Genomic DNA, 25242 nt, shown 5'->3' on the forward strand with positions numbered 1-25242 from the left:
TTCGTGATTGAACAGGATGCCGTTCGAGGCAAACATGCCGTAGGCCTCGCGGTAATTGACCGTGATCCAGTAGCCGTACAGCTTGGCGACGCCGTAGGGCGAGCGCGGGTAGAACGGCGTGGATTCCCTCTGCGGCACCTCTTGCACGAGACCATAGAGCTCCGAGGTCGAGGCCTGGTAGAACCGGGTCTCCTTTTCCATGCCGAGGATCCGGATCGCCTCCAGCAGCCGCAGCACGCCGATGGCGTCGGCGTTGGCGGTATATTCCGGGCTTTCGAAGCTGACGCCGACATGGCTCTGGGCGGCTAGGTTATAGATCTCGGTCGGCCTGACCTGTTGCATCAGCCGGATCAGGTTGGTCGAGTCGGTCATGTCCCCGTAGTGCATCAGGAAAGGCACGTTGCCGACATGGGGGTCCACGTAGAGATGATCGACGCGCGCCGTATTGAACGAGGACGAGCGCCGCTTGATGCCGTGGACCTCATAGCCGAGGCCAAGCAGGTATTCGGCCAAGTAGGCGCCATCCTGGCCGGTGACGCCGGTAATCAGAGCAACGCGCTGCTTAGAAACCTGAGGATGCAATGAAGCCTCCTTTAATCGCGAGGACTACCATTTGTGCGCTCAAGGCCGCGCAATTCGGTATCGTCGCTAGAGTGTGCCTAAGTTTCGCGTCTACTTGGTATCGGCCAGGATTGCAACTACGGTCGGTCCGCTATGGAAACAGCGGTCCGCAAAATCTTACTGCGACCCGTCGTTTGAGTGGGGCGTGGATGGAGTCTATTGATCTTGGAAGACCAGGGGGGCCGGCTAGTCATGCGAACGGTACTTACAACCAGGGGGCATCAGTGGCGCTTGTAAGTATTGGTCCGGGGTGGTTGTGGCTCAATTCGTTCCACTTCATGCGCCAAATCGTCGAGATCGGCCTCGTCGTGCTCCATGCATTGCGTGCACCATTGAAGGGCCCCTCGGCCTGCGGCGGGCCAGTGTGTGGCCATGTGAAAGGTACAATTCGTATTGTTACTCCGCAAACTTGTTCAGTTACTCCTGCTCTTTGAGAGACAAAAGCGGCCTCAAAAATTGCGCAAGATGTCCGCCCGAATACAGATAGCCTTGAACGCCAGCGGCCCGCGCCGCTTCTAGATCAATAGGCTTGTCTCCTATGAGAATGCTTCGACTGACATCCACGGGAAAGCGCTCCAAAAGATCGTTAATCATTCCCGGCGCAGGCTTGCGTCGCTGACTTACTTGACGATATCGCTCTATAACCGCGTCGGGATGGTAAGGGCAGTATTCGAACGCATCTATGTGAGCTCCGATCTTCGTTAATTCGTCAGCCATCCACCTATGTAGTGCTTCAACATGGCTTTCCTGGTAAAGGCCTCTGGCTACCCCTGACTGGTTAGTCACTACGAAGACAAAGTATCCGGCATCATTAGCGGCCTTCACCGCTTCTCGCGCACCATCTATCCACCTTAGCTTGCTAACTTCAAAGACGTAACCGCTGTCCTGGTTCAATACCCCGTCGCGGTCAAAGAAGACTGCTGGTCTCTTCATCTCACTGTCCTTGAAATCGCGTGCTGCTATCAAGCGAAGCTAGGTAACTGTAGCTAAGAATTTGGAGTAAAGTATTAGGCCGTGTGCGCGGATTTCTTCGGTTTTGCTGATCACGGAGATCAGTTGATTTACCGCCGCCTCCTGTATGTCGGCTCATCTGTCGTTGAGCTTTTGAATCTCGCGCACCTTTGCCTTAGACGCGTGTCGTGACGCTCTGATCTCCCTCCGAATGCTGCCATGTCTGATCTTCATGCGCGTTCCTCTGTGCACCAAAGTACCACTATTAGCTGCGCTACGGCACAGACCCGGGCGCAAGGGTGAAGTGACGGAGGTGCTGACTACTGATCCCGCTCTTATTGGCGTCTTTTCCGATATTTCGCTCCTTCGGTGAATTCGCCCCACCACCGAACGACCTCGGCGACAATAGTGTAAGTGCCGACAATCAAAACAATGGCCTCAGACATGGCTGCCCCTTGATAACCAGCAACAGGTACAACGACTACATATGGTTGCGAGGATCGCAACTTACACGGAAAGCGAGCTTCTTGCCTCGGGCCGCCGAGGCCGGAACCTTGGGAACTTGGGTCGCTTCCCACAGCTCTTGGCGATCGGTAACAATTCAATGTGCATATTTGCTTCCCGGAGGGGCATGCTCGATCTCGTGATGGATGCCAGTTCCTTTCAAGAGGGCCTGGCAGGCATGGTCTTGTTCACTGCGATCGCGCCAATCTTTTGCCTGATCCAGTGGGCGCATAAGGGATATTGTGCCTTGTTGATATCTATAAGGTGGCCGTCGAATGTTCTCACAACGGACGCGATCTGTTCCTTGAGTGAAACTGGGTACTGTCCGTATTCGACCCAGTGGCTTAAGATTTTGAGCGCGTCCTAATTTGCTATTAATCAGGTTGCGCTTGGATTTGGGGGAGGCGGATGCGATTGTTAGCCGCGGCGTTGTGTATAGGCCTTGCAGGCTGCTCTTCGGCTCTCGACGCGTTGCCAGATGGCGGCGAGCCGCCGGTCTTATCTGCCGTAACGGGCGTCATCAGGACTGTGGCTGCCGAAGCCAAGCTTTCGAGTCCACTTGAAGTCGCCGGCCCTATTCGTGCCCATCCGATTTCATCGGATCCTTGGATTATCTGCGTCAGAAGCCAAGCGCCTGATTCACACTTGAATCGGACCTACGCGATCTTCTTCAAGGACGGCAAATTTGTATCGTTCCGGATGACCGCCCTTGTCGATCAATGCGATTCTCAGAAATTCACTGGCCTCTAAAGCCGCCTCAGTTGGCAGCCTCTTGTTAAACGTCTATTCAAGTTGCTGGCCGAAAATCCTCTTGACTTGCTCCTCATATTTCCCTGATCACGCGATACTTGGGCTATGCCGTGGATAGTACCGTGAACTGGGCCTCGCCTCAAACACAAGCTCTTTCAAAGACTGACAACGAACCTTGGTTATCCGAAACTCAGAGAGCATCTGGGAGCGGTCGTCGCAGACTAGCACGACTTCAAAGCCAAGCTCGATCGGTTGTATCCTCGGCAGGATGTCTGGACGCGACTGTCGCTGGATTACTCGCCCGAGGAAACAGCGGTAAGGGTCTGTAACGAAAGAGGCCGCCAACTGAGGCGGCCTTACTCGTCCGTCACACCAAAATGAGGCCCCAGACCGCTACCAAAAACATGGCGATGATAAGCAGGGATAAAAGTAATTCGGTGCCCCACCGTTTCCAGTCTGCGACGAAAGTGGCAGGATCCGCCGCTAGCATGATCGCGGAAATACCGATGGTACGCATTTCTGGCACTCCAAAATTACCAGAAAATCTTCGAACGGAACCTGAGCTAAATTCTGTCTGGAGTGCGACGGTTCCCCGCCCGGAACTGACAAAGAAAATGGCCCAGCAGCCGATAGTTGAGCGCTGAAGATTCGTGGCAACGACCGCGATCCGTTCCTCCGTGAAATTAGGCCACTCCATATTTCAACACTTAGGCCACTGAGGTCGGAAACAGGCCAGTACCGGCTATGGGGTAACCTCGATCAAGCGCCAACCAGGTCTTTGCGAGGTGCAGTCGTGCAAACAGACCCGCCGATCGCGGATACAGGGCTGACCAACTACTGACTACGGAGACGACTATAGGGCAGAAGCTCATAATCCATTGTAATTGCGACAAAGAACAGCGCCGGTCGGGAGAGGCGACTACAGGGACGACTACAGCCGCGACTACAAATAAGAAACAATTGAACAAATTAGAAACTTCTTGCTGCCCGAAAGGGGAGCCCGAAGGGCTCTCCGATTGGTACGAAATCTATCCGCGGAAGAAGCAGCGGAAGGACGCGGCAAAGGCTTTCGGCAAGGTCATTCGCGACAAGCTGATTGCTCTGCCTCTTTTGAACGAAAGAACCGGCGCGTTCGCTGCCGGCTGGGCCCAACGTCCGGCGCGTGATCGTCAGTTCATCCCATACCCGGCGAGCTGGTTGAACAAGGGCGGTTGCGAAGATGACGGCAGCAGCGGTGATGGCTGCGCCGTTCCCGCCCCGCCGACGATCGATCCGCGATCATTCACACCAGTTCAGTGGAGGGCGCGCCTGCGCGAGGCCGACGAGACCGGCGTTTGGCGCGAGGTGTGGGGTCCAGAGCCCGGCAAGCCTGGGATGTCTAGTCCCCCCGCATTTGATTGTCACGCCGGTTGTGCCCGATAGCTCGGCTGAATCTTTCAGAGCGGCGGTGCGCTCATGATGCCGCCCGATAAAACGAGCTGGCGGGTGCTTATTCCTTTTGATGCCCGAGAGGGGGTGAACCTAAGCCATGCAGCGGCGCTGGCTGGCAAAAGCGAACCTACACTTCGTAATAGGAGTGTGGAGTACGGGCTTGGCCGCCGCTTTGGGGGCGGTACTTGGGTTGTCAGCTACCCGGCGCTTTTGATGTTCCTCGAGGGCAACAAAAAAGCGCTAAATGCATATTACGAGGGCGAACGCTCCAGCGAACTTGTCACACAGTATTATTGCCGTTGCGGCGTGCCGATTCCGACAATCTTATCCGCGCGTAGTTCGCGGCAGATCCGCAGGGTGTTCATAACTTCGGAGCAAGTCCCGTGACAAAATTCTGCGCCCGCTTTTTCGTCGCCATAGCCATTGTTCTGTTTGCTTGCGCTCCGACCAGGGCTCAGTGGCTTGTGCCGGATCGAGCCATCCCTGTAGGACGCGGGACGAGCGCCGTCATTCAATCCAGCAGCTATGGAACTGTATGCAATGGCGTGGTCGACGACACGACGGCGCTGTCGAACTGGATCGCCGCCGTCAACGCCAGCACCGAAGCTAGCGTTTATGCGGTATTTGGCCCGGGCGATTGCCAGCTAAGCTCGATTTTCTTATCGACCGGGCTTGTTGTTGCGCGCAGCAATGTGACGATCGACGGTCAGGGCGCGAAGATAACGGTCACCGGGGCATCACTGATGAAACAGGTGTTCTCGAGCTCCGATCAATCCCACATCCACTACAAGAATATTAATCTGATCGGCAATTCCGTCGCGACGGACTTTGCGCTAGGTGGCGCGATCGGGTTCACCAACGCTTCTGCCGATATAACCGACCTCCTGGTCGAAGACTGCACGTTCACGAATTTCAAGGGTGACTACTGGATTTACATCCAAACGCTCGGCGGCTTCAGCAACTCCATCCAAAACATCAACATCAACCGAAATTATTTTCTCTCGGCGAACGGTAACGCGCGCGGGCCTACCAATATCGGCATCAATTCGTCCTTTGTGCTTGTGTATGGGGTTGGCAACAACGGCGGCCCGTTGACGCCTAATTCCTTCGTGCGCTCTGTCCGCGTCACCAACAACGTGATGCGGGCAGATTACATTAAAGTCGGGATTCAGGTCTTTGAGAACGTACAGGACGTGCTGATCTTCGGCAATCAGATCTACAACTCGGGCCTGCTCGGCGGTATCACCGATGACAAAGGCTCCTACGCGATGATGGTCTATGAGGGTGGCAGCCCGTACAGTAAGCACGCAATCATCGAGAATAACTATATCTTCAATGCTAGAGACAACTGCCTTTATATGGCCGGTCGATGGACCAATTCTGTGGTCAACGCGAATGTCTGCGACACTCAGCTATCGACCGCGACCGCGACTTTGCCGAAGGGCGGGTTCTCCTTCAACGGGTCGATTGGCACTACCATCACGAACAACCGGGCTGTTAGCATCGCGGGCGACGGTATCACGCTCGTGGCGCCGGCCGTATCAACGAATGGCGATTGGCTAATTGCGAACAATTATATCAATGCGGGGTTGAGCGGCGTAAGACTGCTGAATAGCGGCGGTAACGCGACAGGCGTGATGGTCGTCAACAACACCATCCTCAATTTTTCGACGGCGGTCGGGGTTTTTCTCCGCGCCCACCCTGGCGCTTCCTACACCGACCTAAAAGTTGACGATAACAAGATTACAGCGGGTACTTATAGCATCTGGTTTATGCCGGATTCTGGGACGTTGACGCTTACGAATGTCTCGGTCTCTCGCAATCTATCTCGTGGGGCGACCTCGAGCGGCATTGACGTCAGCCAGGTCGTTGCTGGTGGCCCGGTCCTCGTTCATGGAAATGTGGTGTCCGGAGCGCCCACGAAAGCCAGTTTTGACATCACTTCGACCCTAAATCTCGTCGCACAAGACAACGTTGTTTCGGGACAGAATGTTGGCGTTGGTTGGACCACCGCAGGAGCGCAGGGAACGCTGCGCAATAATTCTTTCGACCGAACGCCAGTTGCAAACATCGTTGCCACGCTTGGACCCACCGACCTTGGCCGAGCGATCCCGGCGTGGATACCAGCCTCGTCGGGTGGGATGTCTGTAGTTCAAGTTCTCAACACATCCGAACAGGGCGCCTCCCCAAACAAATTCCTCCTTCGTGAATGGGTTTACAGTGCCGCTTCGGGCGTATGGCTGGAGCAGCGAATGTTTACCGGCAATTAATCGACGAGCAGCGAACGCAGCGGCTGGCGCCAACATCTTCACACCACGAAAGGATGGCGCATGATTCGCCAGCTCTAACCATGGGGATACGGAACGACACGCCGACAACGCCGGCCGAAGAGATAAAAGACTTTTTATTGGAGAAACCACGGAATGGTCGCGCTGCAAATCGATGATCCAAAGTTGCCCTAGGATACCCGTTCATTCCAGAACCTCATATTCGAATACGACGCCTTCTGGGTCGTTTTCCTCAAACCAGCTTTCCACGGCGTCCTGATTGGCAAACACCTTGAGATGCTCGGGATCTCCGATCTGCTTGCTCGTATCGACGTAGATAAGAACGGTCATTGGTCCGCTCGTCGGATAGGGGCGGCCTGCTAATAGCGCCCGCAAGCTACGAGCGCTTCTTGCCGTCCCACGCAGATTCCGTATTTGCGCGTCGCCGAACCGTAATGGTGCGCGCATTGGTTACGCCACATATCGCAGTCCGGCGTCTCTGGCGGAGGATATCCGGCATAGCCCGCCGGGTCTTGGCAATAATACATTGCTTGGGGCTGGTTCATGCATTCATACCAGCGCTCGGTCTGCCCATGAAGCGTTGTGCATTTTTGCTCCCAGCGATTGCAGCTTTGCCCTGGATATTGGGGCGGCGCAGCGGCAGGGCCGCCGCGCTCGAATGCGATAGTCACAAAGGCAAATAACAAGCAAATTCCGATCAGAATGCGCGGGGTCATTGGTCCCTCTTGAGCTTCATCCGCCCTCAATGATTGCGTCTTGCCTGGCTCTCTAAACTTGCGAACGTGTCCGCGGTTCAAGGCCCGCGTGATCAACAACCAACAACAGCGATTCAAGCGCGAAACCGATGAAGGCGCAGTAATTCACGCGGCTGCCTTGTCTTCCTTGTCCACACCGCGCGCGACGATCTTCAGGGCGTCATCGGGCAATGGTCGCTGCAGCGACTTTGCCTCATCCCACGGCGCGCGCATCCAGACGTCGTATTTCTCCGGCGTCGTCAGGATCGCCGGCATCGCCTTGGAATGAATCGGCTCGACAATCGCATTCGGCGACGTCGTCAGGAAACCATAGACGGCAGATCGGTTGCCAAATGTTCTTGTTTTGTTCACAGGATCTTGAGCATCTTCGGGCGGAGATAGAGCGGATGAGGGTACAAGTAGGCCGGCAGCGCAAAGAGATTCTCCATCTCGAGCGGGCAGGCATAAGCGCTCCATCGGCTGAAGCACTACTGCAGAGAATGTTCGACGGCCTCTGCGCGGAACGGGACCGGCTGAAAGCTGAACTTCCACGGCCGAAAGGAAAAGTGCTGGGTGGCCGGAAATGGTGAGCGCTCCGCTCAAATATTTTCAGGACGAACCCAACCCGCCACCGTTTATCAAGGCGCTGGCGGAGGTCCGACAATTAGCAACGCGGGAAGGGTGGTGCTACTTCCACGTCCATGTGAACCGGGCGCAGGCGGAGCGCGTCATAGAGGCCGCGCGTCGGCAGCGCGAACTCCCTCTGCTTATTGACCCGGCGCCCGGCTTGACGGTCTCACAGATCGCCGCAAGGGCTCGGCGCCACAAGCAAAAGCTGGAGCGGCAGGGCTTGTTGCTCGGGCCTGTGATCGTCGATCACATGCATATCGTGAAGCCCTCGAATCGCTACCCAGGGGCTCGCGTCAACGAGTTTACCGAAATCTCAGGGAGCCTTAAGGCGCTCGCGAAAGAGTGGACGTTCCCGTTCTGGCGTTGGCGCAGTTATCGCGTGAAGTCGAGAAGCGCGAGGACAAGCGTCCAACGATGGCTGACCTTCGCGACTCCGGTTCAATCGAGCAGGATGCAGACGCGATTAGACCTGAGTGTTGATTGCATTCGAGTCGTACCCGTAAGTCGCAAGGCGCCCGTCGATTTCGCGTGCTGCCGTTGGGTCTACTCGCCAGATCCGGGCGTTTCGTCGGATGTGGTCGTGCGCGGCGTCCTCCATCTCGGGCGGCAGTTCGGCGAGATCGATATGGCGTAGAGTCTGTTCGATAGCTTTTTCGCCGTAGTGATCCAACAGTTTGTGCCGCAATACTCGGTAGCGCTGGATCTCCCAGGATAGTTCCACCACGTCGATTGCCAGCAGCCACTCGATCACGCTGCGTGGTGCGAGGTCGGCGAATATTGCTTGGCGCATAAGTTCATATTTTTTGAGTGATTCACCGGGCAGCAGCATGGGTGGGGGCGAGCTTTGAGCGGTATTGAAGGGCGCATTCATGTTGCGAGTCCCTTGGGCATTAATGTGTGTGCGGTGTTTGCCAATACCGCAGCTCCTTCTTGGCCGCCGGTCTGGCTAGCGTCCCACAGTTGTTTGGCAATAGGCATTGGCGCGATCTGCATATTCGCCCACCAGGCCTTTTCGTTGCCGTGCCGATGCAAATCTTGGTGGTGGGTCCGGCAGAGTGGCACCGTGAACTCATCGCTGACCTTGCGTCCTAAGGCGCGCTGTTGGGCGAACTTTAGATGGTGTGGGTCCGACGGGGTTTGTCGGCAGACCAAGCAAGGTTTTCCTCGTACGAAGGACAGGTGCGCCTTGCTTCGCTTGCGCATAGGCTCTTTCGGCAGTGCGAGCGTCGCCGCCGCACTTTGCGGGACGCCGGGGATGGACGGTTCCGCCGGTGAGGTCACTACATTTTCAGAAGGATACGCGGCTTCGCCGAGCTTCTGCTGATAGGCGACCTCGATCAACCGGGCATCCGCCTCCAGCAGAGCGTTCTTCCGAGGTAGTCCGTCTTTGGCCCAGGCGAGTAGCTCATTCTCCGTGGTTAAGCTGCCGATCTCACCCAGCATCTGGTCCCGCAGCTGGGCGGACTGATCTTGGCCAAGCGTTGGTGAACGGTGCAGAATGGGCTTATTGCGTTTGCCGTCGGCTGCGTGTGGCGCATTCGGCCGGGGCGGTGGCAGGCCGGGCAAGACGTCAGGTGCGTCCAAGTCGTCCTCGCCCGCGATACCCACCAGTGCGAACAGGGCGTAACGCCTGGCATAGGTCAAGGCCGCCCCCATCCGGTGCGGCGCATCGGTGTCCTTCGCGGCACATACCGGCCAGTCGGCCGAAATCCATTCGCCTGATGAATGGGCAAGCAGAGTGGTCAGACGAACTTGCCCCGAACTCGGCTCGATCCGGGTGGTTTGGATAGTTGCAATCTCCTGCTGGCTCAAGGCCTTGCGCACGATGTCCAGGCCGCTTGCAAGAGAGGCGTAGCGGAACGTGCGGTCCTCCTCGCGCGGAAACGGCGAGCGGATCGTGGCAACTAAGGTTTTTTCCGGGTTGGTCAACTCGGCCTGCGCTCTGGCAAGCGCCGCCGCAATCGCACCGATGCGCTCACTGGACTGGTGCATTTGAGTCCTCCATCTGAATCGGATCAAAGCTGATCGCGCCAGACTTCGAGCGCTTCGCACGGATACCGTGTCCGCTAGCTTCCTTTGCGTCTTCAGGCACGAGCTTCTTAAGTTCCGCTTTAGTGATCTCGTGATCCTGGTGCGCCGCGCGTGTTCGCAAGTAGGTGGCAGCGAGCTCTGCCCAAGAGTTCGATGGCGACATGTCCACAACCTTTACGGCTTCGAGCCGTGGCCGTGGCGCTTCAGTCCCGAAAAGTGATGGGGATTCGCCCGTCTGCACACACCGCCAGAACTTTTTCTCTGCCGTCAAAAGGAGGTGCTGGTAGAGCGGATCGGCGTGGACCTTAATCTCTACCCATTGGCCGCCTCCGGTGATGATCGAAAGCACCGCTGACTTTGCTGCCACTACCCACATGTTGTGCTGGAGCTGCGCCATATGTTTCTCCGCCGCAGCTTCCTCAGAGAAATTCCATGGCAGCATGAACTTTGCTTCAAAGAGCGCCCCGGTTTGCTGAACGCGCCCGTCCAACGTCGCTCTCATCCATTTGTGGATGGGATGCCGGACTAGCCTCTGGACCTCATCGACCCTATGGCCGCTGTTGCGCTCGTACCAGGTCCGGTTGAGGTCCTCCGTGACCTTGCCGAGCTGGACGATCAGCTCGCCGCTCAGGTCCTGGGTTTCGACCTCTCCCCGCTTCTCTCGCCATAGCCGGATCAGCTTGTCCTCATCTTCTCCCATGATGATCCTGGCGTCTGAGCCGCCGACAAAACGGCGGCGATCTGCAGCATGATTAAGGGAGAGCCTTTTCGGGGGAATCACTGCACTCTCCACGGGTTCGGAGCTAATAGGCGAGGAGCGACATAAAATGTTGATAGCCTACATCCATCGGTGCGTCAACATAAAATGTTGAAGGCTATTTCCCCCGCTCAGTGTCGAGGGGCGCGAGCCCTGCTCGATATCACTCAGCCCGAGCTTGCCCGCCGAGCTCGGCTTGGACTGTCGACGGTAGTTGATTTCGAACGCGGGCGCCGGAGCGTTTCATCGGAGGTGGTCGGAAAGATGCAGCAGGCGTTAGAAATTAGCGGCGTAGAGTTCATTGACGAGAACGGAGGAGGGGCGGGTGTCCGACTTCGGAAGCCGGGAAAAGAAATGAGAGGAAGAAGCTAGGAAATCCGGCCATGCGTGTCGGCGAAGGGTTCACATTCTCTGAAGCAGCTTTGGTAATTGACTCTCAGAAAACGCTACCTTGCTCTGGGCGTTAGGTTCAGCAGGATCACGTTTGACCCGATCATGCGGACATGCGCAAAGGATGTGCTCGCCATAAGTCAGTCGAGCAGCACCTCGCTGATCAGGCCGGCGGCCTTGACAGCAAAAAACTTCGGCAATAGGCTTCGCGAGCGGCTTGCGGGTGATACCCGCAGCGCGGCGATGCCCTTCGAGCGATGACGGCGATGCCCTTCGCAGTTGGCCGGCACATAGCCGGAAGCCGCATTCCTGGCGATGCCAGTGTATTTTCCGGGACAGCATATCATAGCGCTAGCGAGCTGCACTCGCAGAGCGGCGGTATCAACGCGCGGGTGGGTTCCAATGCGCCTGCTGGAGGAGTTCAATGAATTTCAAGCGCAAGGCTGGGGGCAGAAAACTGAAAAGGCCGAACCGGCGAACCGCACATGGGCGGCATGACGTGGCCGAGACGATGAAGGATGGGCCACGTATCCCTGTACAAATTGTCAAGCTCAATTCGGTTCAGCGTCTCCGATACGTTAGCGACTGCTGCTTAGCTTTGGCCGAACGCGAGCTCAAAAAAGGCGACCGCGCCGAGTTGGGATCCATGCTCGCCCTACTGCAGGTCGGAGCTTTATGCGCAGCGAAGGCTGCGCCGTACATTCACCCGCAACTCGCGCCGAGGCCGGTCAGTGTTGGCGACGGGCCGCAGTCCTCACTTGATTTCGCAAAGTTAAGCGACGAAGAGTTGATGGCTCTCGAGCGGATCGCGGCGAAAGCGCAGGTGACAGTCCGAAATCAGGCTGAAGAACGCTCTAGGCCTGCTGATGAATATTTATCTGATTCCGAAGGTGAAATCAAAGAGGAAGGCCGCAAGCCGGAGGGTGAGTCCAGACGATCATGCGCGCGATTCGAAATGACGACGCAACAGCGGAGGTCAAAATGACCCGCCGATCGGAGAGCAAGGAGATGGTGCTGTTCTCCACACCCCTATTGACGAGGGGTGAATCCGCCGACGAATACGCCTCCTTGCGCAACGCGCTTGAACTGGATATCCGGCCAAAAGGCATCATCGAGGAGCTCTACCTCGCCGATTTCGTGGCGATCGTCTGGGAGATCCAGCGCCTGCGCCGCTGTAAAGCCAACCTCATCAACAATGCGGTCCGTCACGCTTTGCAGAATCTTCTCAGAAGTCTGATGTGGTCTCCTGAGCGACCGTACTACGATGAAGCTGACGCGCTTGCCGTGGAATGGTATTCTAGTGAACAGGCCAAACACAAGGTTTCGGCGCTATTGCGCCGCTTTCACCTCGATGAAACCGCTATCGTCACCGAAGCGATCAGAGAGTCGCTTCCCGACCTCGAAGCGATCGACAGGATGATGGCATCGTTGGAGTCGCGCCGCGATAAGGTGCTTCGCTGCGTCGCCGATTGTCGGCAGAGTTTGGCAGAGCGGATGCGGCAGAGTTCAGACCGGACCCTTCAAAGCGAAGATTCACTCTGTCTTGAATGTACTGACAGAGAGAAAGCGGTGGTGGTGTAACCATGGCCAGCGAACGACAAATGGCTGCGAATCGTAGAAACGCGTGTAAAAGCACCGGCCCTCGCTCCTGCGCCGGCAAAAAACGGGCGAGCCAGAACGCGTATAGCCATGGTCTGACTTTAAGCATTCCAGTCGCGGCATTTACAAAACAGCTTGAGAAGCGCGCTCGAAAAATTGCTGGCGGGAGTAAGGACCAAATCATTCTGGCCCTCGCCCGCGAAGCTACGGCAGCTGAGTTCGATCTCGCGCGCGTTCGGCAGGTCAAGGTAGCTTTAATCGAACGGGGTTCCGCGCTCGGAGGACTCGATCGTGCTCAGGTGTTTGATTCAGTGGCTGCGGACGTCCGCTACACTAAAGCGGTTTCTACAGGCAGGCCACCACCAAAAAAGGCAGACGGGACTAACTTCCCAGCGAGAATGCCGACGCATGAGCCTGAACGTACGGCCGAAGGCATAGCAAGTGCACTGCCGGACCTCCGCAAGCTTGATCGATACGAATGCCGGGCCGCCGCTCGGCGTGACCGTGCAATCCGGGAGATTGTAAAAAGGATTTACCATGGAGGTCGTTGATCAACAAAGCGATGGTGGTGACCCGGACCAGTCCTCTCAGATTCTCCGTGCGGAACGCAAGAACGGATATCTTGGCGAATAGGGGTATGAACCAAAGATCGAGATCTTTCTTGCAGAACGAACCCAATTTTTACTTCGAGATCCAGAAGTTTAGTCGCGGCAGTTCACTCGCCAAGCTTTACCTGCCGATGTATGTACCAGTACTTCAAACGTCCCGAAGAAAGAACCCGTGATCAGCCGCGCTCGTCCGCGATCAACTATCCGACGGCGCTGCCGTTCCTTGCCGCGTATCAGCGGTTCGGCCATCGCCCGGAGCAGTTTCCGAATGCGTTTGGCGATCAGGAACGTATCCTGTCGTTACCGATGTTTGCCGAGATCACTCGGGGGCAGCAGGACGAGGTGATCGATCTGGTTCGCAAGTTTTGAGCGCTCAGCGCTCGTCGGCGATCACCTTGCCGTCGTTCGGCAGCGCGCCTGCGCCAACCAATTCGACATTGCCGCCGAGCTTCGTTACGGAGCGCAAGGTGGCGGCGAGCTCGCTCCGAAGCACCTCGCTAGCCGCAACCGTTTCCGCCTTCAGCGTCATCACGTCGCTCTCGCCAGAGCGCGTGACGACGAGGCGTAGTCTTCCGAGTTGCGGATGGCGCTTGCCGATCTCGGCGATCTGCTCGGGGCGGACGAACATGCCCTTGACCTTGGTGGTCTGGTCGGCGCGACCCATCCAGCCCTTGATGCGCATGTTGGTGCGTCCGCACGGGCTTGCCCCTGGCAACGCCGCGGTAAGGTCGCCGAGCGCGAGCCGGATCCAGGGATGCTGCGGATCGAGCGAGGTGACGACGATCTCGCCGACATCGCCGGGCGCCACCGGATCGCCGGTGCCGGGACGCACGATCTCCATAATGAGATCCTCGTTGACGACCATGCCTTCGCGCGCCGGCGTCTCGAACGCGACCATGCCGAGGTCGGCGGTGCCGAACGCCTGATAGGCGTCGATGCCGCGCGCCTTGACTTCGTCTTGCAGTGATTTCGGAAACGCCGCCCCGGAGACCAGCGCGCGCTTGATCGAGGAGACGTCACGCCCGGCATTCGCGGCAGCGTCGAGCAGGATCTTGAGGAAATCAGGCGTGCCGCTATAGCCGACCGGACGATAGGCTTCGATCAGTTCAAACTGCTGCTCGGTATTGCCGGGGCCGGCCGGAATCACCGCGCAGCCCAGCGCTCGAGCCGAGGCATCGAAAATGAAGCCGCCCGGCGTCAGATGGTAACTGAAGGTGTTGAGCACCACGTCGCCGGGCCGAAAGCCCGCCGCAAACAGCGCCCGCGCGCCACGCCAGGGGTCGGCGTGAACGGGCTCGGGCTCGAAGATCGGTCCCGGAGAGGTAAACAGCCGTCCGAACGACCCAAGCGGCCCCGCGACGAAGCCGCCGAAGGGCGGCGCAGCCTTGTGCAGGGCAGGGAGTTCCGATTTGCGCAGCACCGGCAACTCGGCAAGCGCGGTGCGGCTGGTCACGGTGGCGGGATCGATGCCTTTCAACCGATCGGCATAGGCCGGCGCGGCGAGCGCCTTGCGCAGGACGTCCGGAAGCTTTGAAAACAGCTCCGCCTCGCGTATGCCCGGCTCGCGCGTTTCAAGGGTGTCGTAGTGGTCGGTCATGGCTGATGCCTCAGATCGTAGCGTTTTCGAGCGAAGTGGGTTTCCGGTTCGCGTGAAGAAAACGCGTCAAAACAAAACCCTGAGACGTCGGTTCTGACCGAATCAGAACCGACGTCTCAGGGCCGATTGCGTGCCGCCTCTGACGTGCTATCAGACGGCTTCTACCGGTGTTGATGTTCCAGGGAACGCAATGGCTGAAAGAGATACCGCTGCGGCGGCAGACACGTTGGATTCGGCCGATATCGTCGCCAGGCTGAAGCTTCGCATGGTCGATCATTGCCTGCCGCTGTGGTCGACCGAGGGGTGGGACGATAGAGCGGGCGGCTTTCTCGATCGGCTCGATCTGGACGGCCGTGCCGACCGCCTGGCGCCGCGCCGGGTTTTCGTGCAGGCGCGCCAGATCTATTGCTACGCCAAGGCGGCGCAAATGGGCTGGTATCCGGAAGGCCGCGCGATCGCGCTGAAGGGGCTGGAGCACCTGCTGGCGAAGGCGAAAGCCCCCGACGGCAAGCCGGGCTTTGTGCACACGCTGCAGCCTGATGGCGCGGTGCTGGACCCGCTGCGGGATTCCTACGACCACGCCTTCGTGCTGTTGGCACTGGCAACCGTCTATGGCCTCGATCGCGATGAGCAGATCCGCTCCGAGATCGACGCACTGTGCCACTTCGTCGAGACGCAACTGCGCTCGCCGCACGGCGGGGTTCATGAAGGATTGCCGGTATCGATGCCGCGGCGGCAGAACCCGCAGATGCATCTGTTCGAGGCGATGATCGCCGCGTTCGACGCGACACATGACCTCGTGTTCCAGAACAGGGCCGGAAATTTCTTCAGCCTGTTTCTGGCCAACCTCTACGACAAGCAGCGGCAGGTGCTTGGCGAATATTTCGAGGAGGACTGGTCGAGGATCGAGCCGGTCAGCGTCGAGCCCGGACATCAGGCGGAATGGGCGTGGCTGCTGAAAGGCTTTGAGCGCATCACTGGCTGTCCGACCGGGCGCTATCGCGGCGAATTGCTGGCAACAGCGCTGCGCTATCGCGACGAGGCGACCGGCTGCCTGATCGACGAAGGCGACGCCCGCGGCAAAATCAGGCGGCATACGCGCCGGCTGTGGCCGCAGACGGAAATCGCCAAGGCGTGGATCGCGCAGGCCGAGGCGGGGGAAGCGGGAGCTGCCGATGAAGCGCGCGCGGCGCTGGTGCGGCTCGAACGGCACTATCTCAGCCATCCCGTCGCGGGCGGCTGGTACGACCAATTCGACCGCGACGGCAACTCCCTGGTCGCCACCATTCCTGCGTCTTCGTTCTATCATGTTCTCAGCGCGGTAGCGGAAGCGGAGCAGGTGCTCGGCTGAGCATCTGATTCTTTTGTTTTGACGCGTTTTCTTCACGCGAACCGGTCTCCATCCCCGGATCAAGTCCGAGGACATGCTTCGTTCGAAAACGCTATGGTTCACAGCCACCGCTTTCGCCGCTTGAAACTCTTCAGGTTCTTGAAACTCTTGCGCTGGTCGCCGGCGCCGCCGAGATAGAACTCCTTGACGTCCTCGTTGTCGCGCAATTCGTCAGCGGTGCCGTCGAGCACCACCTTGCCCTGTTCCATGATGTAGCCGTGGCTCGCGACCGACAGCGCCGCGCGCGCGTTCTGCTCCACCAGCAGGATGGTGACGCCTAGGTCGCGGTTGATCGCTTTGATGATCCCAAACACTTCCTTGACCAGGAGCGGCGACAGGCCCATCGACGGCTCGTCCATCAGGATCATCTTGGGGCGCGCCATCAGCGCGCGGCCGATCGCCAGCATCTGCTGTTCGCCGCCGGAGAGATAGCCGGCGAGCCCGGTACGCTCCTTGAGCCGCGGAAAATATCTGAACACCATGTCGATGTCGGCGGCGATCTCGTTGTCGGTGCGCGTGAACGCGCCGAGCTTCAGGTTTTCGATCGAGGTCATGTCCGCGATGATGCGGCGGCCTTCCATTACCTGGAAGATGCCGCGGCGGACGATCTTGTCGGGGTCGATGCCGTTGATGCGCTCGCCGTCGAAGACGATTTCGCCGCGGATCACTTCGCCGTCCTCGGTCTTGAGCAGGCCCGAGATCGCCTTCAGCGTCGTCGACTTGCCGGCGCCGTTGGCGCCGAGCAGCGCCACGATCGCGCCCTTCGGTACTTCAAGGCTCAAGCCGCGCAGCACCAGGATGACCTTGTCGTAGACCACCTCGATGTTGTGGACGCTGAGCAGCGGGGCGGCGGCTTGCGCGGCAGTCTTCGCAGGACGATTGAGTTCGGTTGCTTCAGTCATGTCCGATCACCTCTTGCCGTCATCACCCGCGAAAGCGGGTGATCCAGTATTCCAGAGCCGCCAGCGATAGGCCGAGAAGCCGCGGCGTACTGGATCCCCCGCTTTTGCGGGGGATGACGGGGAGTGTTGGGGTTGCCCGAAGGCAACCCGTGAAATTACCAGCCGAGCCAGTCGGGCTTGCGCGGCAGGTCGATCGTCTTCACCTTCTCCATCTTGATGCCGCCGTTCTTGACGAGCTCGTTGAGCGGGGCGTCGGTCGCGCCTGCGACCTTCATGCGATACAGATCGACCTTGAGTGTGCCACGGTGATCCTTCTCGGTGAAGGTCGAGGGGTTGCAGATGCCTTCGCCGCCGGCGGGCACCCAATCCTTCTTCTGGTAGAAGCCCTTCTTGACGTTCTCGCCGGTGGCGCCGCCGTTCTTGGCCGCCCATTCGACGGCTTCCTTCATGTAGAGCGCGGTGCAGACGCCGGCGAGGTAATGCACGGGACGGTAGGCGGAACCGGCCGCGTCCGACATCTTGGAGATTTCCGTGAACGTCTTCATGCCGGGCGCGTTGCCGCCCCAGGCGATCGCGGTGCGCAGCGGAAACACCACACCATCGGCGGCAGCACCGGCAGCCTTGGCGGCATTCTCATCCATGCCCCAGACGTTGCCGAGGAACTGAACGTCGACGCCGGCGGCCTTGCAGGCGTTGAGCACGGAGATGTTCGAGCCCGCGGTATTGCCGAGATAGGCGTAATTGGCGCCCGAGCTCTTCAGCGTCAGGCACTGCGCACTGTAGTCGCCGGGCGTCAATGCGAACACGATCGGCGGCAACACTTCGAACCCGAGGTCGGTGGCAATCGCTTCACCTGCCGCCTTCGGCGCGTTCGGATAGGGATGGTTGGCGCCCATGTGGACATATTTCGGCTTGCCGGGCTTGCCCTTGGCTTTCCAGTCCTCGGCCGCCCAGGTCAGCATGCCGCGAAGTGCGTCGGAGTAGCTGGGGCCATAGAAGAAGTTGTAGGGCGCCGGCTTGGCCTTTCCGCCGGCGCCGGTCGGATCGGAGAGTGCTGCGGCATAGGATGCCGAGATATCCGGGATCTTGTCCTGGGCCAGGAATCCCGTCAGCGCCTCGGTATCGGCAGTGCCCCAGCCGAGAATGGCGGCGACCTTGTCGGCGCCCGACCATTTCTTGTACTGGGCGATCGCGCGGGGCACCTGATAGCCGTAATCGACGGTATCGAGGTTGACCTTGGCGCCGTTGATGCCGCCGCTCTTGTTGATCCATGCATAGGTGTCGGCGACACCCTGTCCGAACGGCGTTCCGACGTCCGAAGTTGGTCCTGAATAGTCGGTGAGATGCCCCAGCGCGACCGGCGCCTGGGCCGATGCAGCGGTAGAACCCAACAGCAAAGCAAGCGAGGCTGTGCTCAACAGAGTCTTCATCGTCATAGACATAGTCCTCCCGGTTACTTCTCGAGGTCTTCTCGTTATTCGTCCCGTTCCGACCTCAATGCGAGAACGGGTAGAGTTTCCAGTATGCCTTGATCTGCCGCCATCGATGCGCAAGTCCGTCCGGCTCGAACACCAGAAAGATGATGATGATCAGACCGATGGCCATCTCGCGCAGGAAAGCGATATTGTTCTTTAGTCCCAGAAATTGATCGATCGGGCTGTCGCGGAGCGCGACGCTGAGCCATTCCATCGATTCCGGCAGCAGCACCATGAAGGCGGTACCCATCAGCGTGCCCATGATCGAACCGAGCCCGCCGATGATGATCATGGCGAGGAAGATGATCGAGCGATCGATGCCAAAGCCTTCGTTGGAGACCACCTGATTGTAATGCGCATAGAGCGCGCCGCCGACGCCGGCAAAGAAGGCGGCGAGGCCGAACGACAGCGTCCGGTATTTGGTCAGGTTGATGCCCATGATCTCGGCGGACAGATAATGGTCGCGCACGGCGACCAGCGCGCGTCCGTCGCGCGAACGGATCAGGTTCGTCACCAGCAGATAGCAGACGACGACATAGGCCAGCACGACGTAAAAATACTGCTTATCGCCGCGCAGCATGTATCCGAAGATCGAGAACGGTTCGGCGCTGGCGGGAACGCTGCCGCCGGTGAACCACTCGGCGCGGGCAAAGAAGTCGAGCAGTATGTATTGCGCCGCCAGCGTCGCGATCGCGAGATAAAGCCCTTTCAGCCGCGCCGCGGGCAGGCCGAAGACCAGACCGACCGCGGCCGTCACGGCGCCGGCGAGCGGAATGCAGAAGAAGACGGGAATGCCGAACCGGTTCGAGAGATAGGCCGAGGTAAAGGCGCCGAAGCCGAAGAAGGCAGCATGACCGATCGAGATCTGGCCGGTGAAGCCGACGACGATGTTGAGCCCGAGGGCCGCGATGCCGAAGATGCCGATCTGGATCAGCAGGCTGAGGACGTATTCGTTGACGACGTGCGGCGCAAGGCAAATCAGCGCGATGCCGGCGATCATGGCGTTGCGGCTGGTCGTGGTCGGAAACACGGTGGTATCCGCCGCATAGCTGGTGCGGAAATCGCCGGCGGGAATGAGGGTCTGGCCTGCCATGATTGATTTACACCCGCTCGATGTCCTTGGTGCCGAACAGGCCGTACGGCTTGATCATGAGGATGATGATGAGCGCATAGAACGGCGCGATCTCGTAGAGATTGCCCCAGTGCAGATATTCGCTGTCGAGAAAGTGCGCGACGTTTTCCAACAGGCCGATGATGATGCCGCCAAGCACGGCGCCGCCGACGCTGTCGAGACCACCGAGGATCGCGGCCGGAAACACCTTGACGCCGTAGGCGGAGAGGCCTGCCGACACGCCGTTGACGACGGCCACCACCACGCCTGCGACGGCGGAGACGGTCGCCGAGATCGCCCAGGCCATCGCGAACACGCTTTTGACGGAAATGCCGAGCGACTGCGCCACCTGCTGGTTGAACGCGGTGGCGCGCATCGCCAGACCATATTTGGAGAGGCGGAAGAACCACGCCATGCCCACCATCATCGCCACCGAGACCGCGAGGCTCATCAGATAGACGGTCTGCACCTGCAGGCCGAGAATGTTGACGTTCTGGGTCTGGAAGATGCGCGGGAACGGCTGCAGATTGACGCCGAACATCCATTTCATCAGCGCCGAAAACACGGTCGAGAGCGCGATCGTCACCATGATCACGGAAATGATCGGCTCGCCGATCATGGGGCGCAGGATGACGATCTGGATCGCGATGCCGAACAGGAACATGAACACCAGCGTGATCGGCATGCCCAGGTAGAACGGCACCTGATATTTGGTCAGCAGCCACCAGCACACCCAGGCGCCCACCAGCAGCAGTTCGCCCTGCGCGAAGTTCACCACTTGCGTCGCCTTGTAGATCAGCACGAACGACATCGCGACCACGCCGTAGAGGGTGCCGACCACAAGGCCGTTGACGAGGAGCTGGATCAGAAGCTGGGTGTTCATGCGGCCCTCTTTCCCTCTCCCCTTGTGGGAGAGGGTGGCTTCGCGAAGCGAAGACGGGTGAGGGGTTCTCTCCGCATACGCGTATGTGGAGGGGAACCCCTCACCGAAGTGAGTTTGTAGCGATCAGCGGTGTAGTCCTCTCCCATAAGGGGAGAGGACGCATTAATGCGCGCCTTGCTTTGCTGCACCATCATTCCGCGGCCTCCGCCATCGGCGCTGGCCCGCCGAGATCGACGACCCGCAGCGTGGTGCGGATGCGCTGGGTGGTGCCGTCCTGGAAGCGGATCACGGTATCGACCGGAATGTCGTTCTTGCCGGCGTAGATCGCGTCGATGATATCGGCGTATTTTTCGTTGATGACGCTGCGGCGGACCTTGCGGGTGCGGGTCAACTCGCCATCGTCAGCGTCGAGCTCCTTGTAGAGCAACAGGAAGCGGGAAATACGCTGCGCCGGCGGCAGCGTTGCGTTGACGCCTTCCACCTCCTTGCGCAACAGCGCATAGACCTCGGAGCGCGAGGAGAGGTCGGTATAGGTCGTGAACGAGATGCGGTTCTTCTCTGCCCATTTGGAGATGATCGAATAACGAATACAGATCATCGCCGCCAGCGCATCGCGGCCGGCGCCGAGCACCACCGTCTCGGCGATGTAGGGCGAGAATTTTAGCTTGTTTTCCAGATATTGCGGCGAGAAGCGCTCACCGCGCGCGGTCTCGGCGAGATCCTTGATGCGGTCGATGACGACGAGCTGGCCCTGATCGTTGAAATAGCCGGCATCGCCGGAATGCATCCAGCCGTCCTTGATATCGGCGGCAGAGGCTTCCGGATTCTTGTAGTAGCCCAAGAACATGTTGGGGTGGCGCACGACGATCTCCCCAACGCCGTTGACATCGGGGTTGTCGACGCGGATTTCGATATCGTCGGCCATCGGCACGCCGGTCGTATCCGGATCGACCTTGCCGGCGGGATGCAGCGTGTAGGCACCCAGCAATTCGGTTTGACCATAGAGCGTGCGCAGCGGCACGCCCATCGCCTGGAAGAACTTGAAGGTGTCGGGGCCGAGTGCGGCGCCGCCGGTTGCAGCCGAGCGCAACCGCGTGAAACCCAGGCGGTCGCGCAGCGCGCGGAACAGGAGCTGATCGGCGAACATCGAATGCTTGCCCTGCGCAAGCGCCGACAGGCCCGCCTTCATTCCGACATCGAACAGCTTTTGTTTCAGCGGCGAGGAATCCATCACGCCGGCGCGGACATCGGCGGCGATCGATTCCCAGAGCCGCGGCGCGAACAGCACGAAAGTCGGCGCGATCTCGCGGAAATCGTGCATCATGGTCTCGGGCTCTTCGACGAAGTTAACCTTCATCCGGCACAGCAACCCTTTGCCGAGCGCGTAGACCTGTTCCATGATCCAGGGCAGCGGCAGCACCGAAACGTATTCGTCGTCCGGCCCCTTCGGATCGAAGGCCAAATACGTCGCGCAATGTCTCAGGACGCGCCCGGCCGCCAGCATCGCGAGCTTGGGATTGGCCGTGGTGCCCGATGTCGTGCAGAGGATCGCGACATCCTCGCCGCGGGTGGAGTCGACCAGCCGGTCGTAAAGGCCCGGCTCGCGCGCGGCGCGGTCGCGTCCCATCGTGGCCAGCTTCTCGGCTTCCATCAGACGGGGATCGTCGTATTTCCGCATGCCGCGCGGATCGGAATAGACGATGTGCTTGAGGTTGGGAGCGCGATCGGCCAGCGCCAGCAGCTTGTCGACCTGCTCCTCGTCCTCGGCGAACACCAGTTTCGCCTCGCCGTAGCTGAGCAGGTAGGCCGCTTCCTCGTCCAGCACGTCGCGATAAAGACCGAGGCTCATGGCGCCGATGGCATGGGTTGCGATTTCGGCGGCCACCCAGTCCGGGCGATTGTCGCCGATGATGCCGATGACGTCGCCGCGCCCAAGACCCAGTTCGACCAGGCCGAGCGCGAAATCATGGACGCGGGTCTGGTAATCGCTCCAGGTGAAGACGCGCCACAGCCCGAGATCCTTTTCGCGCAGTGCAATCTCGCCGCCGTGCTCCCTCGCGTTGAGGCGCAGCAGCTTTGGAAAAGTATCGGCTAGGGCGGCGCGCCCGGCGTAATCCATCATGCCACGCTCTCCCGAGGCGCCGGCGTGTCGTCGGGGTCGACGAGGACCTCATCCTCTTCGCCGAGATAGGCGCGTTTCACGTGCGGATCAGCGAGGACGGAGGCGGGATCGCCTTCGGCGATCTTGCGGCCGAAATCCAGCACCATGACGCGGTGGGAGATGTCCATCACCACGCCCATGTCGTGCTCGATCATCATCACGGTCATGCCGAACTCTTCGTTGAGGTCGACGATGTAGCGCGCCATGTCCTCCTTTTCCTCGAAGTTCATGCCGGCCATCGGCTCGTCGAGCAGGATCAGTTGCGGCTCCAGCGCCATGGCGCGGGCCAGCTCGACGCGCTTGCGCAGGCCGTAGGGCAGGGTGCCGGCGGTCGCCTTGCGCACCGACTGCAGGTCAAGGAAATCGATGATCTCCTCCACCTTGCGGCGGTGCTCGAGTTCCTCGCGCCGTGCGCCGGTCAGCCAGTAAAGCGAGCCGGTGATAAAATTGTTCTTCAAGAGGTGGTGCCGCCCGACCATAATGTTGTCGAGCACGCTCATGTGGTGGAACAGCGCCAGGTTCTGGAAAGTGCGGCCGATGCCGAGCTGTGGCCGCGCGTTCGGATTGAGGCCGGTGATGTCCTTGCCGCGGTAGAATAGCCGGCCTTCGGTCGGCTTGTAGCGGCCGGAAATGCAATTGACGATGGAGGTCTTGCCGGCGCCGTTCGGGCCGATGATCGAGAACAATTCGCCCTCGTCCACGCCGAACGAGACCTCGGTCAGCGCACGGACGCCACCGAAGCGCAGCGACACGCCGCGCACTTCCAACGTATGAGCCACTCATTCCCTCCAGATAAGGCGCTTGCCGCGCTCTTTATCTATCGTTCGCAACTACACCCGCAACCTTACATCCGCAGTCGCCTTCCGGTCATCCGACTAACGATGCCGATCACGGCCGGCATCACGCGTGGTAACGCCGCACCCCAACCGGTAGCGCCATGGGCACACCCGCCGAGGTGGCCCTCCTTAGGGCAATGCGATAGTTTGAAATGTCTTTTGCCTGACAATTCGTCGGGAAATTTTGCCAGGCTGCACTTCTGCTGCAGTGCAGCAAGTGTAGGGCGTGACGGTCGATGCGATCATGATTGCTGCGGATAACCTCAAGCGCATCGCGGCCTGGTCGCGCGAACTGAACGAGCGGGAAATCGAGGTCGCCCGTGCCGGCATCGTCGAGAAATCCTATCGCGCCAACGAGCATATCTTCATGCGCGGCGATCCCTTCGATTACTGGACCGGCATCGTCACCGGCCTTGCCCGGATGAGTACGGTGTCGAGCGGGGGCAAGGCCGCGACCTTCGCCGGCCTCACAGCCGGTGCATGGTTCGGCGAAGGCTCGGTGCTCAAGGGCGAGCCGCGCCGTTACGACGTGGTCGCATTGCGCGACACCAGGCTGGCGCTGATGGACCGCAGCACCTTCTTCTGGCTGTTCGAGAACAGCGTTGCGTTCAACCGCTTTCTGGTCCGGCAGCTCAACGAGCGCCTCGGCCAGTTCATCGGAGCGGTGGAACATGGCCGCACGCTCGACGCAACCAGCCGCGTCGCGCGTTCCATCGCGTCGTTGTTTAATCCGATTCTCTATCCGGACATGACGCGCCATCTGGAGGTCACACAGGAGGAAATCGGAGCGCTCTCCGGTATTTCGCGGCAAAACGCCAACCAGTGCCTGAAGCGGCTCGAGAAGGAGGGCTTGCTACGGCTCGAATATGGCGGCGTCACCATCATCGAACTCGAACGCTTGCGCCACCATGGCGATTAGGCACCTAAGAGACTGATTTCAAACGACTTTGGCGATAGACTTGGCACAGGTCGAATGCTATGGCCTGCGCGACGAGCGGGTTTGGAGAAGACATGGCGGCTCAGGATTTAAAGCGGCGCGTGGCGCTGATCACCGGCGTCACCGGCCAGGACGGCGCCTACTTGGCCGAATATCTGCTTGGCCTCGGCTATGAGGTCCATGGCATCAAGCGGCGGTCATCCTCGTTCAACACGGCGCGGATCGATCACCTGTACCAGGATCCGCATTCCCGCAAGATACCGTTCCTGCTGCATTATGGCGACATGACCGACTCGACCAACCTGATCCGGCTGATGCAGCAGATCAGGCCGACCGAGATCTACAACCTCGCGGCCCAGAGCCATGTCGGCGTCAGCTTCGAAAGCCCGGAATATACCGCCAACGCCGACGCCATCGGCGTGCTGCGGCTCTTGGAGGCGATCCGCATCCTCGGCATGGAGAAGGAGACGCGGTTCTATCAGGCCTCGACCTCCGAGCTCTACGGCCTGGCCCAGGAGGTGCCGCAAAGGGAGACCACGCCGTTCTACCCGCGCTCGCCCTACGGCGTCGCCAAGCTGTACGGCTACTGGATCACGGTCAATTACCGCGAGGCCTACGGCATGTTTGCCTCGAACGGCATCCTGTTCAATCACGAG

The 25242-nt window shown here is 59.5% G+C and carries 27 protein-coding genes and 2 pseudogenes; 12 read left to right on the top strand and 17 right to left on the bottom strand.

Features of this window, described 5'->3' with window-relative positions:
- Positions 1 to 582, bottom strand: a 582-nt coding sequence (locus LMTR3_RS20160; RefSeq protein ID WP_141686701.1) for a GDP-mannose 4,6-dehydratase, incomplete at its 3' end; no start/stop codon positions are given.
- 456 nt (positions 583 to 1038) lie between these two features.
- Positions 1039 to 1554, bottom strand: coding sequence for a D-glycero-alpha-D-manno-heptose-1,7-bisphosphate 7-phosphatase (locus LMTR3_RS20165; RefSeq protein ID WP_065746819.1), 516 nt, complete (start codon positions 1552 to 1554; stop codon positions 1039 to 1041).
- Between the two features lie 930 nt (positions 1555 to 2484).
- Here LMTR3_RS20165 and LMTR3_RS20175 point away from each other — a divergent pair.
- Positions 2485 to 2826, top strand: a complete 342-nt coding sequence (locus tag LMTR3_RS20175; RefSeq protein WP_065746806.1) for a hypothetical protein — start codon at positions 2485 to 2487, stop codon at positions 2824 to 2826.
- A 367-nt stretch (positions 2827 to 3193) separates the two neighbouring features.
- Here LMTR3_RS20175 and LMTR3_RS38590 read toward each other — a convergent pair whose 3' ends face one another.
- Complete coding sequence (locus LMTR3_RS38590) at positions 3194 to 3343, bottom strand: hypothetical protein (RefSeq protein WP_176721945.1); 150 nt, start codon at positions 3341 to 3343, stop codon at positions 3194 to 3196.
- A gap of 443 nt (positions 3344 to 3786) precedes the next feature.
- Here LMTR3_RS38590 and LMTR3_RS37760 point away from each other — a divergent pair, with 443 nt between their 5' ends.
- The 3 genes from LMTR3_RS37760 to LMTR3_RS20180 are packed head-to-tail and all read left to right on the top strand — an operon-like array spanning position 3787 to position 6527.
- Positions 3787 to 4248 (top strand): LvrA C-terminal domain-related protein, encoded by a 462-nt coding sequence (locus LMTR3_RS37760; protein WP_141686702.1) that lies wholly within the window; start codon positions 3787 to 3789, stop codon positions 4246 to 4248.
- A gap of 33 nt (positions 4249 to 4281) precedes the next feature.
- Positions 4282 to 4644 carry a hypothetical protein gene (locus tag LMTR3_RS36610; RefSeq protein ID WP_176721946.1) on the top strand — a complete coding sequence of 121 codons (363 nt, stop codon included), beginning with the start codon at positions 4282 to 4284 and terminating at the stop codon, positions 4642 to 4644.
- On the top strand, positions 4641 to 6527 hold the full coding sequence (locus tag LMTR3_RS20180) for a right-handed parallel beta-helix repeat-containing protein (protein ID WP_141686703.1): 1887 nt from the start codon (positions 4641 to 4643) through the stop codon (positions 6525 to 6527). The genes LMTR3_RS36610 and LMTR3_RS20180 overlap by 4 nt, the downstream gene beginning before the upstream one ends.
- A gap of 201 nt (positions 6528 to 6728) precedes the next feature.
- Here LMTR3_RS20180 and LMTR3_RS38595 read toward each other — a convergent pair whose 3' ends face one another.
- The 3 genes and pseudogenes from LMTR3_RS38595 to LMTR3_RS20185 form a co-directional block, all read right to left on the bottom strand.
- Positions 6729 to 6875, bottom strand: coding sequence for a hypothetical protein (locus LMTR3_RS38595; RefSeq protein WP_176721947.1), 147 nt, complete (start codon positions 6873 to 6875; stop codon positions 6729 to 6731).
- A 29-nt stretch (positions 6876 to 6904) separates the two neighbouring features.
- Positions 6905 to 7261: a hypothetical protein gene (locus LMTR3_RS37765; protein ID WP_141686704.1), complete on the bottom strand. Its 357-nt coding sequence runs from the start codon at positions 7259 to 7261 to the stop codon at positions 6905 to 6907.
- Positions 7262 to 7405: 144 nt separating this feature from the next.
- A pseudogene (locus LMTR3_RS20185) lies at positions 7406 to 7618 on the bottom strand (SOS response-associated peptidase); the annotation flags it as partial.
- A gap of 244 nt (positions 7619 to 7862) precedes the next feature.
- On the opposite strand from LMTR3_RS20185, the pseudogene LMTR3_RS40320 reads away from it, so the two are divergent.
- Positions 7863 to 8389, top strand: a pseudogene (locus LMTR3_RS40320) (DnaB-like helicase C-terminal domain-containing protein).
- Here the strand turns inward: LMTR3_RS40320 and LMTR3_RS37775 are convergent.
- Genes LMTR3_RS37775 through LMTR3_RS20200 form a run of 3 tightly spaced genes read right to left on the bottom strand, consistent with a single transcriptional unit; the run spans position 8373 to position 10721 of the window.
- Positions 8373 to 8780 (bottom strand): hypothetical protein, encoded by a 408-nt coding sequence (locus tag LMTR3_RS37775; protein ID WP_141686705.1) that lies wholly within the window; start codon positions 8778 to 8780, stop codon positions 8373 to 8375. The pseudogene LMTR3_RS40320 and the gene LMTR3_RS37775 overlap by 17 nt on opposite strands.
- Positions 8777 to 9901 carry an ERF family protein gene (locus LMTR3_RS20195; RefSeq protein ID WP_084029720.1) on the bottom strand — a complete coding sequence of 375 codons (1125 nt, stop codon included), beginning with the start codon at positions 9899 to 9901 and terminating at the stop codon, positions 8777 to 8779. The genes LMTR3_RS37775 and LMTR3_RS20195 overlap by 4 nt, the downstream gene beginning before the upstream one ends.
- Entirely contained in the window at positions 9885 to 10721 is an 837-nt protein-coding gene (locus LMTR3_RS20200) for a YqaJ viral recombinase family protein (protein ID WP_065746820.1), read from the bottom strand. Before LMTR3_RS20200 ends, LMTR3_RS20195 begins: the two co-directional genes overlap by 17 nt.
- Before the next feature lie 84 nt (positions 10722 to 10805).
- On the opposite strand from LMTR3_RS20200, the gene LMTR3_RS36620 reads away from it, so the two are divergent.
- A complete protein-coding gene (locus tag LMTR3_RS36620; protein WP_084029722.1) occupies positions 10806 to 11069 on the top strand; it encodes a helix-turn-helix domain-containing protein in 264 nt (87 codons plus the stop codon).
- Positions 11070 to 11227: 158 nt separating this feature from the next.
- Here the strand turns inward: LMTR3_RS36620 and LMTR3_RS37780 are convergent, their stop codons facing one another.
- Complete coding sequence (locus LMTR3_RS37780) at positions 11228 to 11434, bottom strand: hypothetical protein (RefSeq protein ID WP_141686706.1); 207 nt, start codon at positions 11432 to 11434, stop codon at positions 11228 to 11230.
- A 77-nt stretch (positions 11435 to 11511) separates the two neighbouring features.
- Between LMTR3_RS37780 and LMTR3_RS20205 the strand changes: the two genes are divergently transcribed.
- From LMTR3_RS20205 to LMTR3_RS20215, 3 genes are all read left to right on the top strand, one after another.
- Entirely contained in the window at positions 11512 to 12072 is a 561-nt protein-coding gene (locus LMTR3_RS20205) for a hypothetical protein (protein ID WP_141686707.1), read from the top strand.
- Positions 12069 to 12668, top strand: coding sequence for a hypothetical protein (locus LMTR3_RS20210; protein WP_065746811.1), 600 nt, complete (start codon positions 12069 to 12071; stop codon positions 12666 to 12668). The genes LMTR3_RS20205 and LMTR3_RS20210 overlap by 4 nt, the downstream gene beginning before the upstream one ends.
- Positions 12669 to 13429: 761 nt before the next feature.
- Positions 13430 to 13663: a hypothetical protein gene (locus LMTR3_RS20215; protein WP_065746812.1), complete on the top strand. Its 234-nt coding sequence runs from the start codon at positions 13430 to 13432 to the stop codon at positions 13661 to 13663.
- A 4-nt stretch (positions 13664 to 13667) separates the two neighbouring features.
- Here the strand turns inward: LMTR3_RS20215 and LMTR3_RS20220 are convergent, their stop codons facing one another.
- Positions 13668 to 14891, bottom strand: a complete 1224-nt coding sequence (locus LMTR3_RS20220; protein WP_065746813.1) for a phenylacetate--CoA ligase family protein — start codon at positions 14889 to 14891, stop codon at positions 13668 to 13670.
- Positions 14892 to 15081: 190 nt separating this feature from the next.
- Between LMTR3_RS20220 and LMTR3_RS20225 the strand changes: the two genes are divergently transcribed.
- Entirely contained in the window at positions 15082 to 16242 is a 1161-nt protein-coding gene (locus tag LMTR3_RS20225) for an AGE family epimerase/isomerase (RefSeq protein ID WP_065746814.1), read from the top strand.
- A 98-nt stretch (positions 16243 to 16340) separates the two neighbouring features.
- Here the strand turns inward: LMTR3_RS20225 and LMTR3_RS20230 are convergent, their stop codons facing one another.
- The 6 genes from LMTR3_RS20230 to LMTR3_RS20255 form a co-directional block, all read right to left on the bottom strand.
- Positions 16341 to 17183 carry an ABC transporter ATP-binding protein gene (locus tag LMTR3_RS20230; protein ID WP_028351617.1) on the bottom strand — a complete coding sequence of 281 codons (843 nt, stop codon included), beginning with the start codon at positions 17181 to 17183 and terminating at the stop codon, positions 16341 to 16343.
- A 155-nt stretch (positions 17184 to 17338) separates the two neighbouring features.
- Positions 17339 to 18619, bottom strand: a complete 1281-nt coding sequence (locus LMTR3_RS20235) for an ABC transporter substrate-binding protein (RefSeq protein WP_065746815.1) — start codon at positions 18617 to 18619, stop codon at positions 17339 to 17341.
- Positions 18620 to 18677: 58 nt separating this feature from the next.
- A complete protein-coding gene (locus LMTR3_RS20240) occupies positions 18678 to 19751 on the bottom strand; it encodes a branched-chain amino acid ABC transporter permease (RefSeq protein ID WP_065746816.1) in 1074 nt (357 codons plus the stop codon).
- A 7-nt stretch (positions 19752 to 19758) separates the two neighbouring features.
- Entirely contained in the window at positions 19759 to 20652 is an 894-nt protein-coding gene (locus tag LMTR3_RS20245) for a branched-chain amino acid ABC transporter permease (protein ID WP_057847915.1), read from the bottom strand.
- A gap of 190 nt (positions 20653 to 20842) precedes the next feature.
- The gene (locus LMTR3_RS20250) at positions 20843 to 22774 is read right to left on the bottom strand and encodes a long-chain fatty acid--CoA ligase (RefSeq protein WP_065746817.1); all 1932 of its coding nucleotides are present in this window, start codon (positions 22772 to 22774) and stop codon (positions 20843 to 20845) included.
- Positions 22771 to 23592: an ABC transporter ATP-binding protein gene (locus tag LMTR3_RS20255; protein WP_065746818.1), complete on the bottom strand. Its 822-nt coding sequence runs from the start codon at positions 23590 to 23592 to the stop codon at positions 22771 to 22773. Before LMTR3_RS20255 ends, LMTR3_RS20250 begins: the two co-directional genes overlap by 4 nt.
- Positions 23593 to 23893: 301 nt before the next feature.
- Here LMTR3_RS20255 and LMTR3_RS20260 point away from each other — a divergent pair, with 301 nt between their 5' ends.
- Positions 23894 to 24568 (top strand): Crp/Fnr family transcriptional regulator, encoded by a 675-nt coding sequence (locus LMTR3_RS20260; RefSeq protein ID WP_065746822.1) that lies wholly within the window; start codon positions 23894 to 23896, stop codon positions 24566 to 24568.
- Between the two features lie 92 nt (positions 24569 to 24660).
- Positions 24661 to 25242: GDP-mannose 4,6-dehydratase (locus LMTR3_RS20265; RefSeq protein WP_176721948.1), on the top strand; the 582-nt coding region annotated here is incomplete at its 3' end.

This window comes from Bradyrhizobium sp. LMTR 3, assembly GCF_001693485.1.
Taxonomy (GTDB): Bacteria; Pseudomonadota; Alphaproteobacteria; order Rhizobiales; family Xanthobacteraceae; genus Bradyrhizobium.

Excerpts from the sequence above, each read along its gene's own strand:
- LMTR3_RS20210 (WP_065746811.1), top strand. The coding sequence starts at position 12,069 with ATGACCCGCCGATCGGAGAGCAAGGAGATGGTGCTGTTCTCCACACCC.
- LMTR3_RS36610 (WP_176721946.1), top strand. The coding sequence starts at position 4,282 with ATGATGCCGCCCGATAAAACGAGCTGGCGGGTGCTTATTCCTTTTGAT.
- LMTR3_RS38595 (WP_176721947.1), bottom strand. The coding sequence starts at position 6,875 with ATGACCGTTCTTATCTACGTCGATACGAGCAAGCAGATCGGAGATCCC.
- LMTR3_RS20245 (WP_057847915.1), bottom strand. The coding sequence starts at position 20,652 with ATGAACACCCAGCTTCTGATCCAGCTCCTCGTCAACGGCCTTGTGGTC.
- LMTR3_RS38590 (WP_176721945.1), bottom strand. The coding sequence starts at position 3,343 with ATGCGTACCATCGGTATTTCCGCGATCATGCTAGCGGCGGATCCTGCC.
- LMTR3_RS20205 (WP_141686707.1), top strand. The coding sequence starts at position 11,512 with ATGAATTTCAAGCGCAAGGCTGGGGGCAGAAAACTGAAAAGGCCGAAC.
- LMTR3_RS20250 (WP_065746817.1), bottom strand. The coding sequence starts at position 22,774 with ATGATGGATTACGCCGGGCGCGCCGCCCTAGCCGATACTTTTCCAAAG.
- LMTR3_RS20235 (WP_065746815.1), bottom strand. The coding sequence starts at position 18,619 with ATGACGATGAAGACTCTGTTGAGCACAGCCTCGCTTGCTTTGCTGTTG.
- LMTR3_RS20225 (WP_065746814.1), top strand. The coding sequence starts at position 15,082 with ATGGCTGAAAGAGATACCGCTGCGGCGGCAGACACGTTGGATTCGGCC.
- LMTR3_RS20240 (WP_065746816.1), bottom strand. The coding sequence starts at position 19,751 with ATGGCAGGCCAGACCCTCATTCCCGCCGGCGATTTCCGCACCAGCTAT.
- LMTR3_RS20165 (WP_065746819.1), bottom strand. The coding sequence starts at position 1,554 with ATGAAGAGACCAGCAGTCTTCTTTGACCGCGACGGGGTATTGAACCAG.
- LMTR3_RS37780 (WP_141686706.1), bottom strand. The coding sequence starts at position 11,434 with ATGATATGCTGTCCCGGAAAATACACTGGCATCGCCAGGAATGCGGCT.
- LMTR3_RS20230 (WP_028351617.1), bottom strand. The coding sequence starts at position 17,183 with ATGACTGAAGCAACCGAACTCAATCGTCCTGCGAAGACTGCCGCGCAA.
- LMTR3_RS20175 (WP_065746806.1), top strand. The coding sequence starts at position 2,485 with ATGCGATTGTTAGCCGCGGCGTTGTGTATAGGCCTTGCAGGCTGCTCT.
- LMTR3_RS20220 (WP_065746813.1), bottom strand. The coding sequence starts at position 14,891 with ATGACCGACCACTACGACACCCTTGAAACGCGCGAGCCGGGCATACGC.
- LMTR3_RS20195 (WP_084029720.1), bottom strand. The coding sequence starts at position 9,901 with ATGCACCAGTCCAGTGAGCGCATCGGTGCGATTGCGGCGGCGCTTGCC.
- LMTR3_RS36620 (WP_084029722.1), top strand. The coding sequence starts at position 10,806 with ATGTTGAAGGCTATTTCCCCCGCTCAGTGTCGAGGGGCGCGAGCCCTG.
- LMTR3_RS37765 (WP_141686704.1), bottom strand. The coding sequence starts at position 7,261 with ATGACCCCGCGCATTCTGATCGGAATTTGCTTGTTATTTGCCTTTGTG.
- LMTR3_RS20215 (WP_065746812.1), top strand. The coding sequence starts at position 13,430 with ATGTACCAGTACTTCAAACGTCCCGAAGAAAGAACCCGTGATCAGCCG.
- LMTR3_RS37775 (WP_141686705.1), bottom strand. The coding sequence starts at position 8,780 with ATGAATGCGCCCTTCAATACCGCTCAAAGCTCGCCCCCACCCATGCTG.
- LMTR3_RS20260 (WP_065746822.1), top strand. The coding sequence starts at position 23,894 with ATGATTGCTGCGGATAACCTCAAGCGCATCGCGGCCTGGTCGCGCGAA.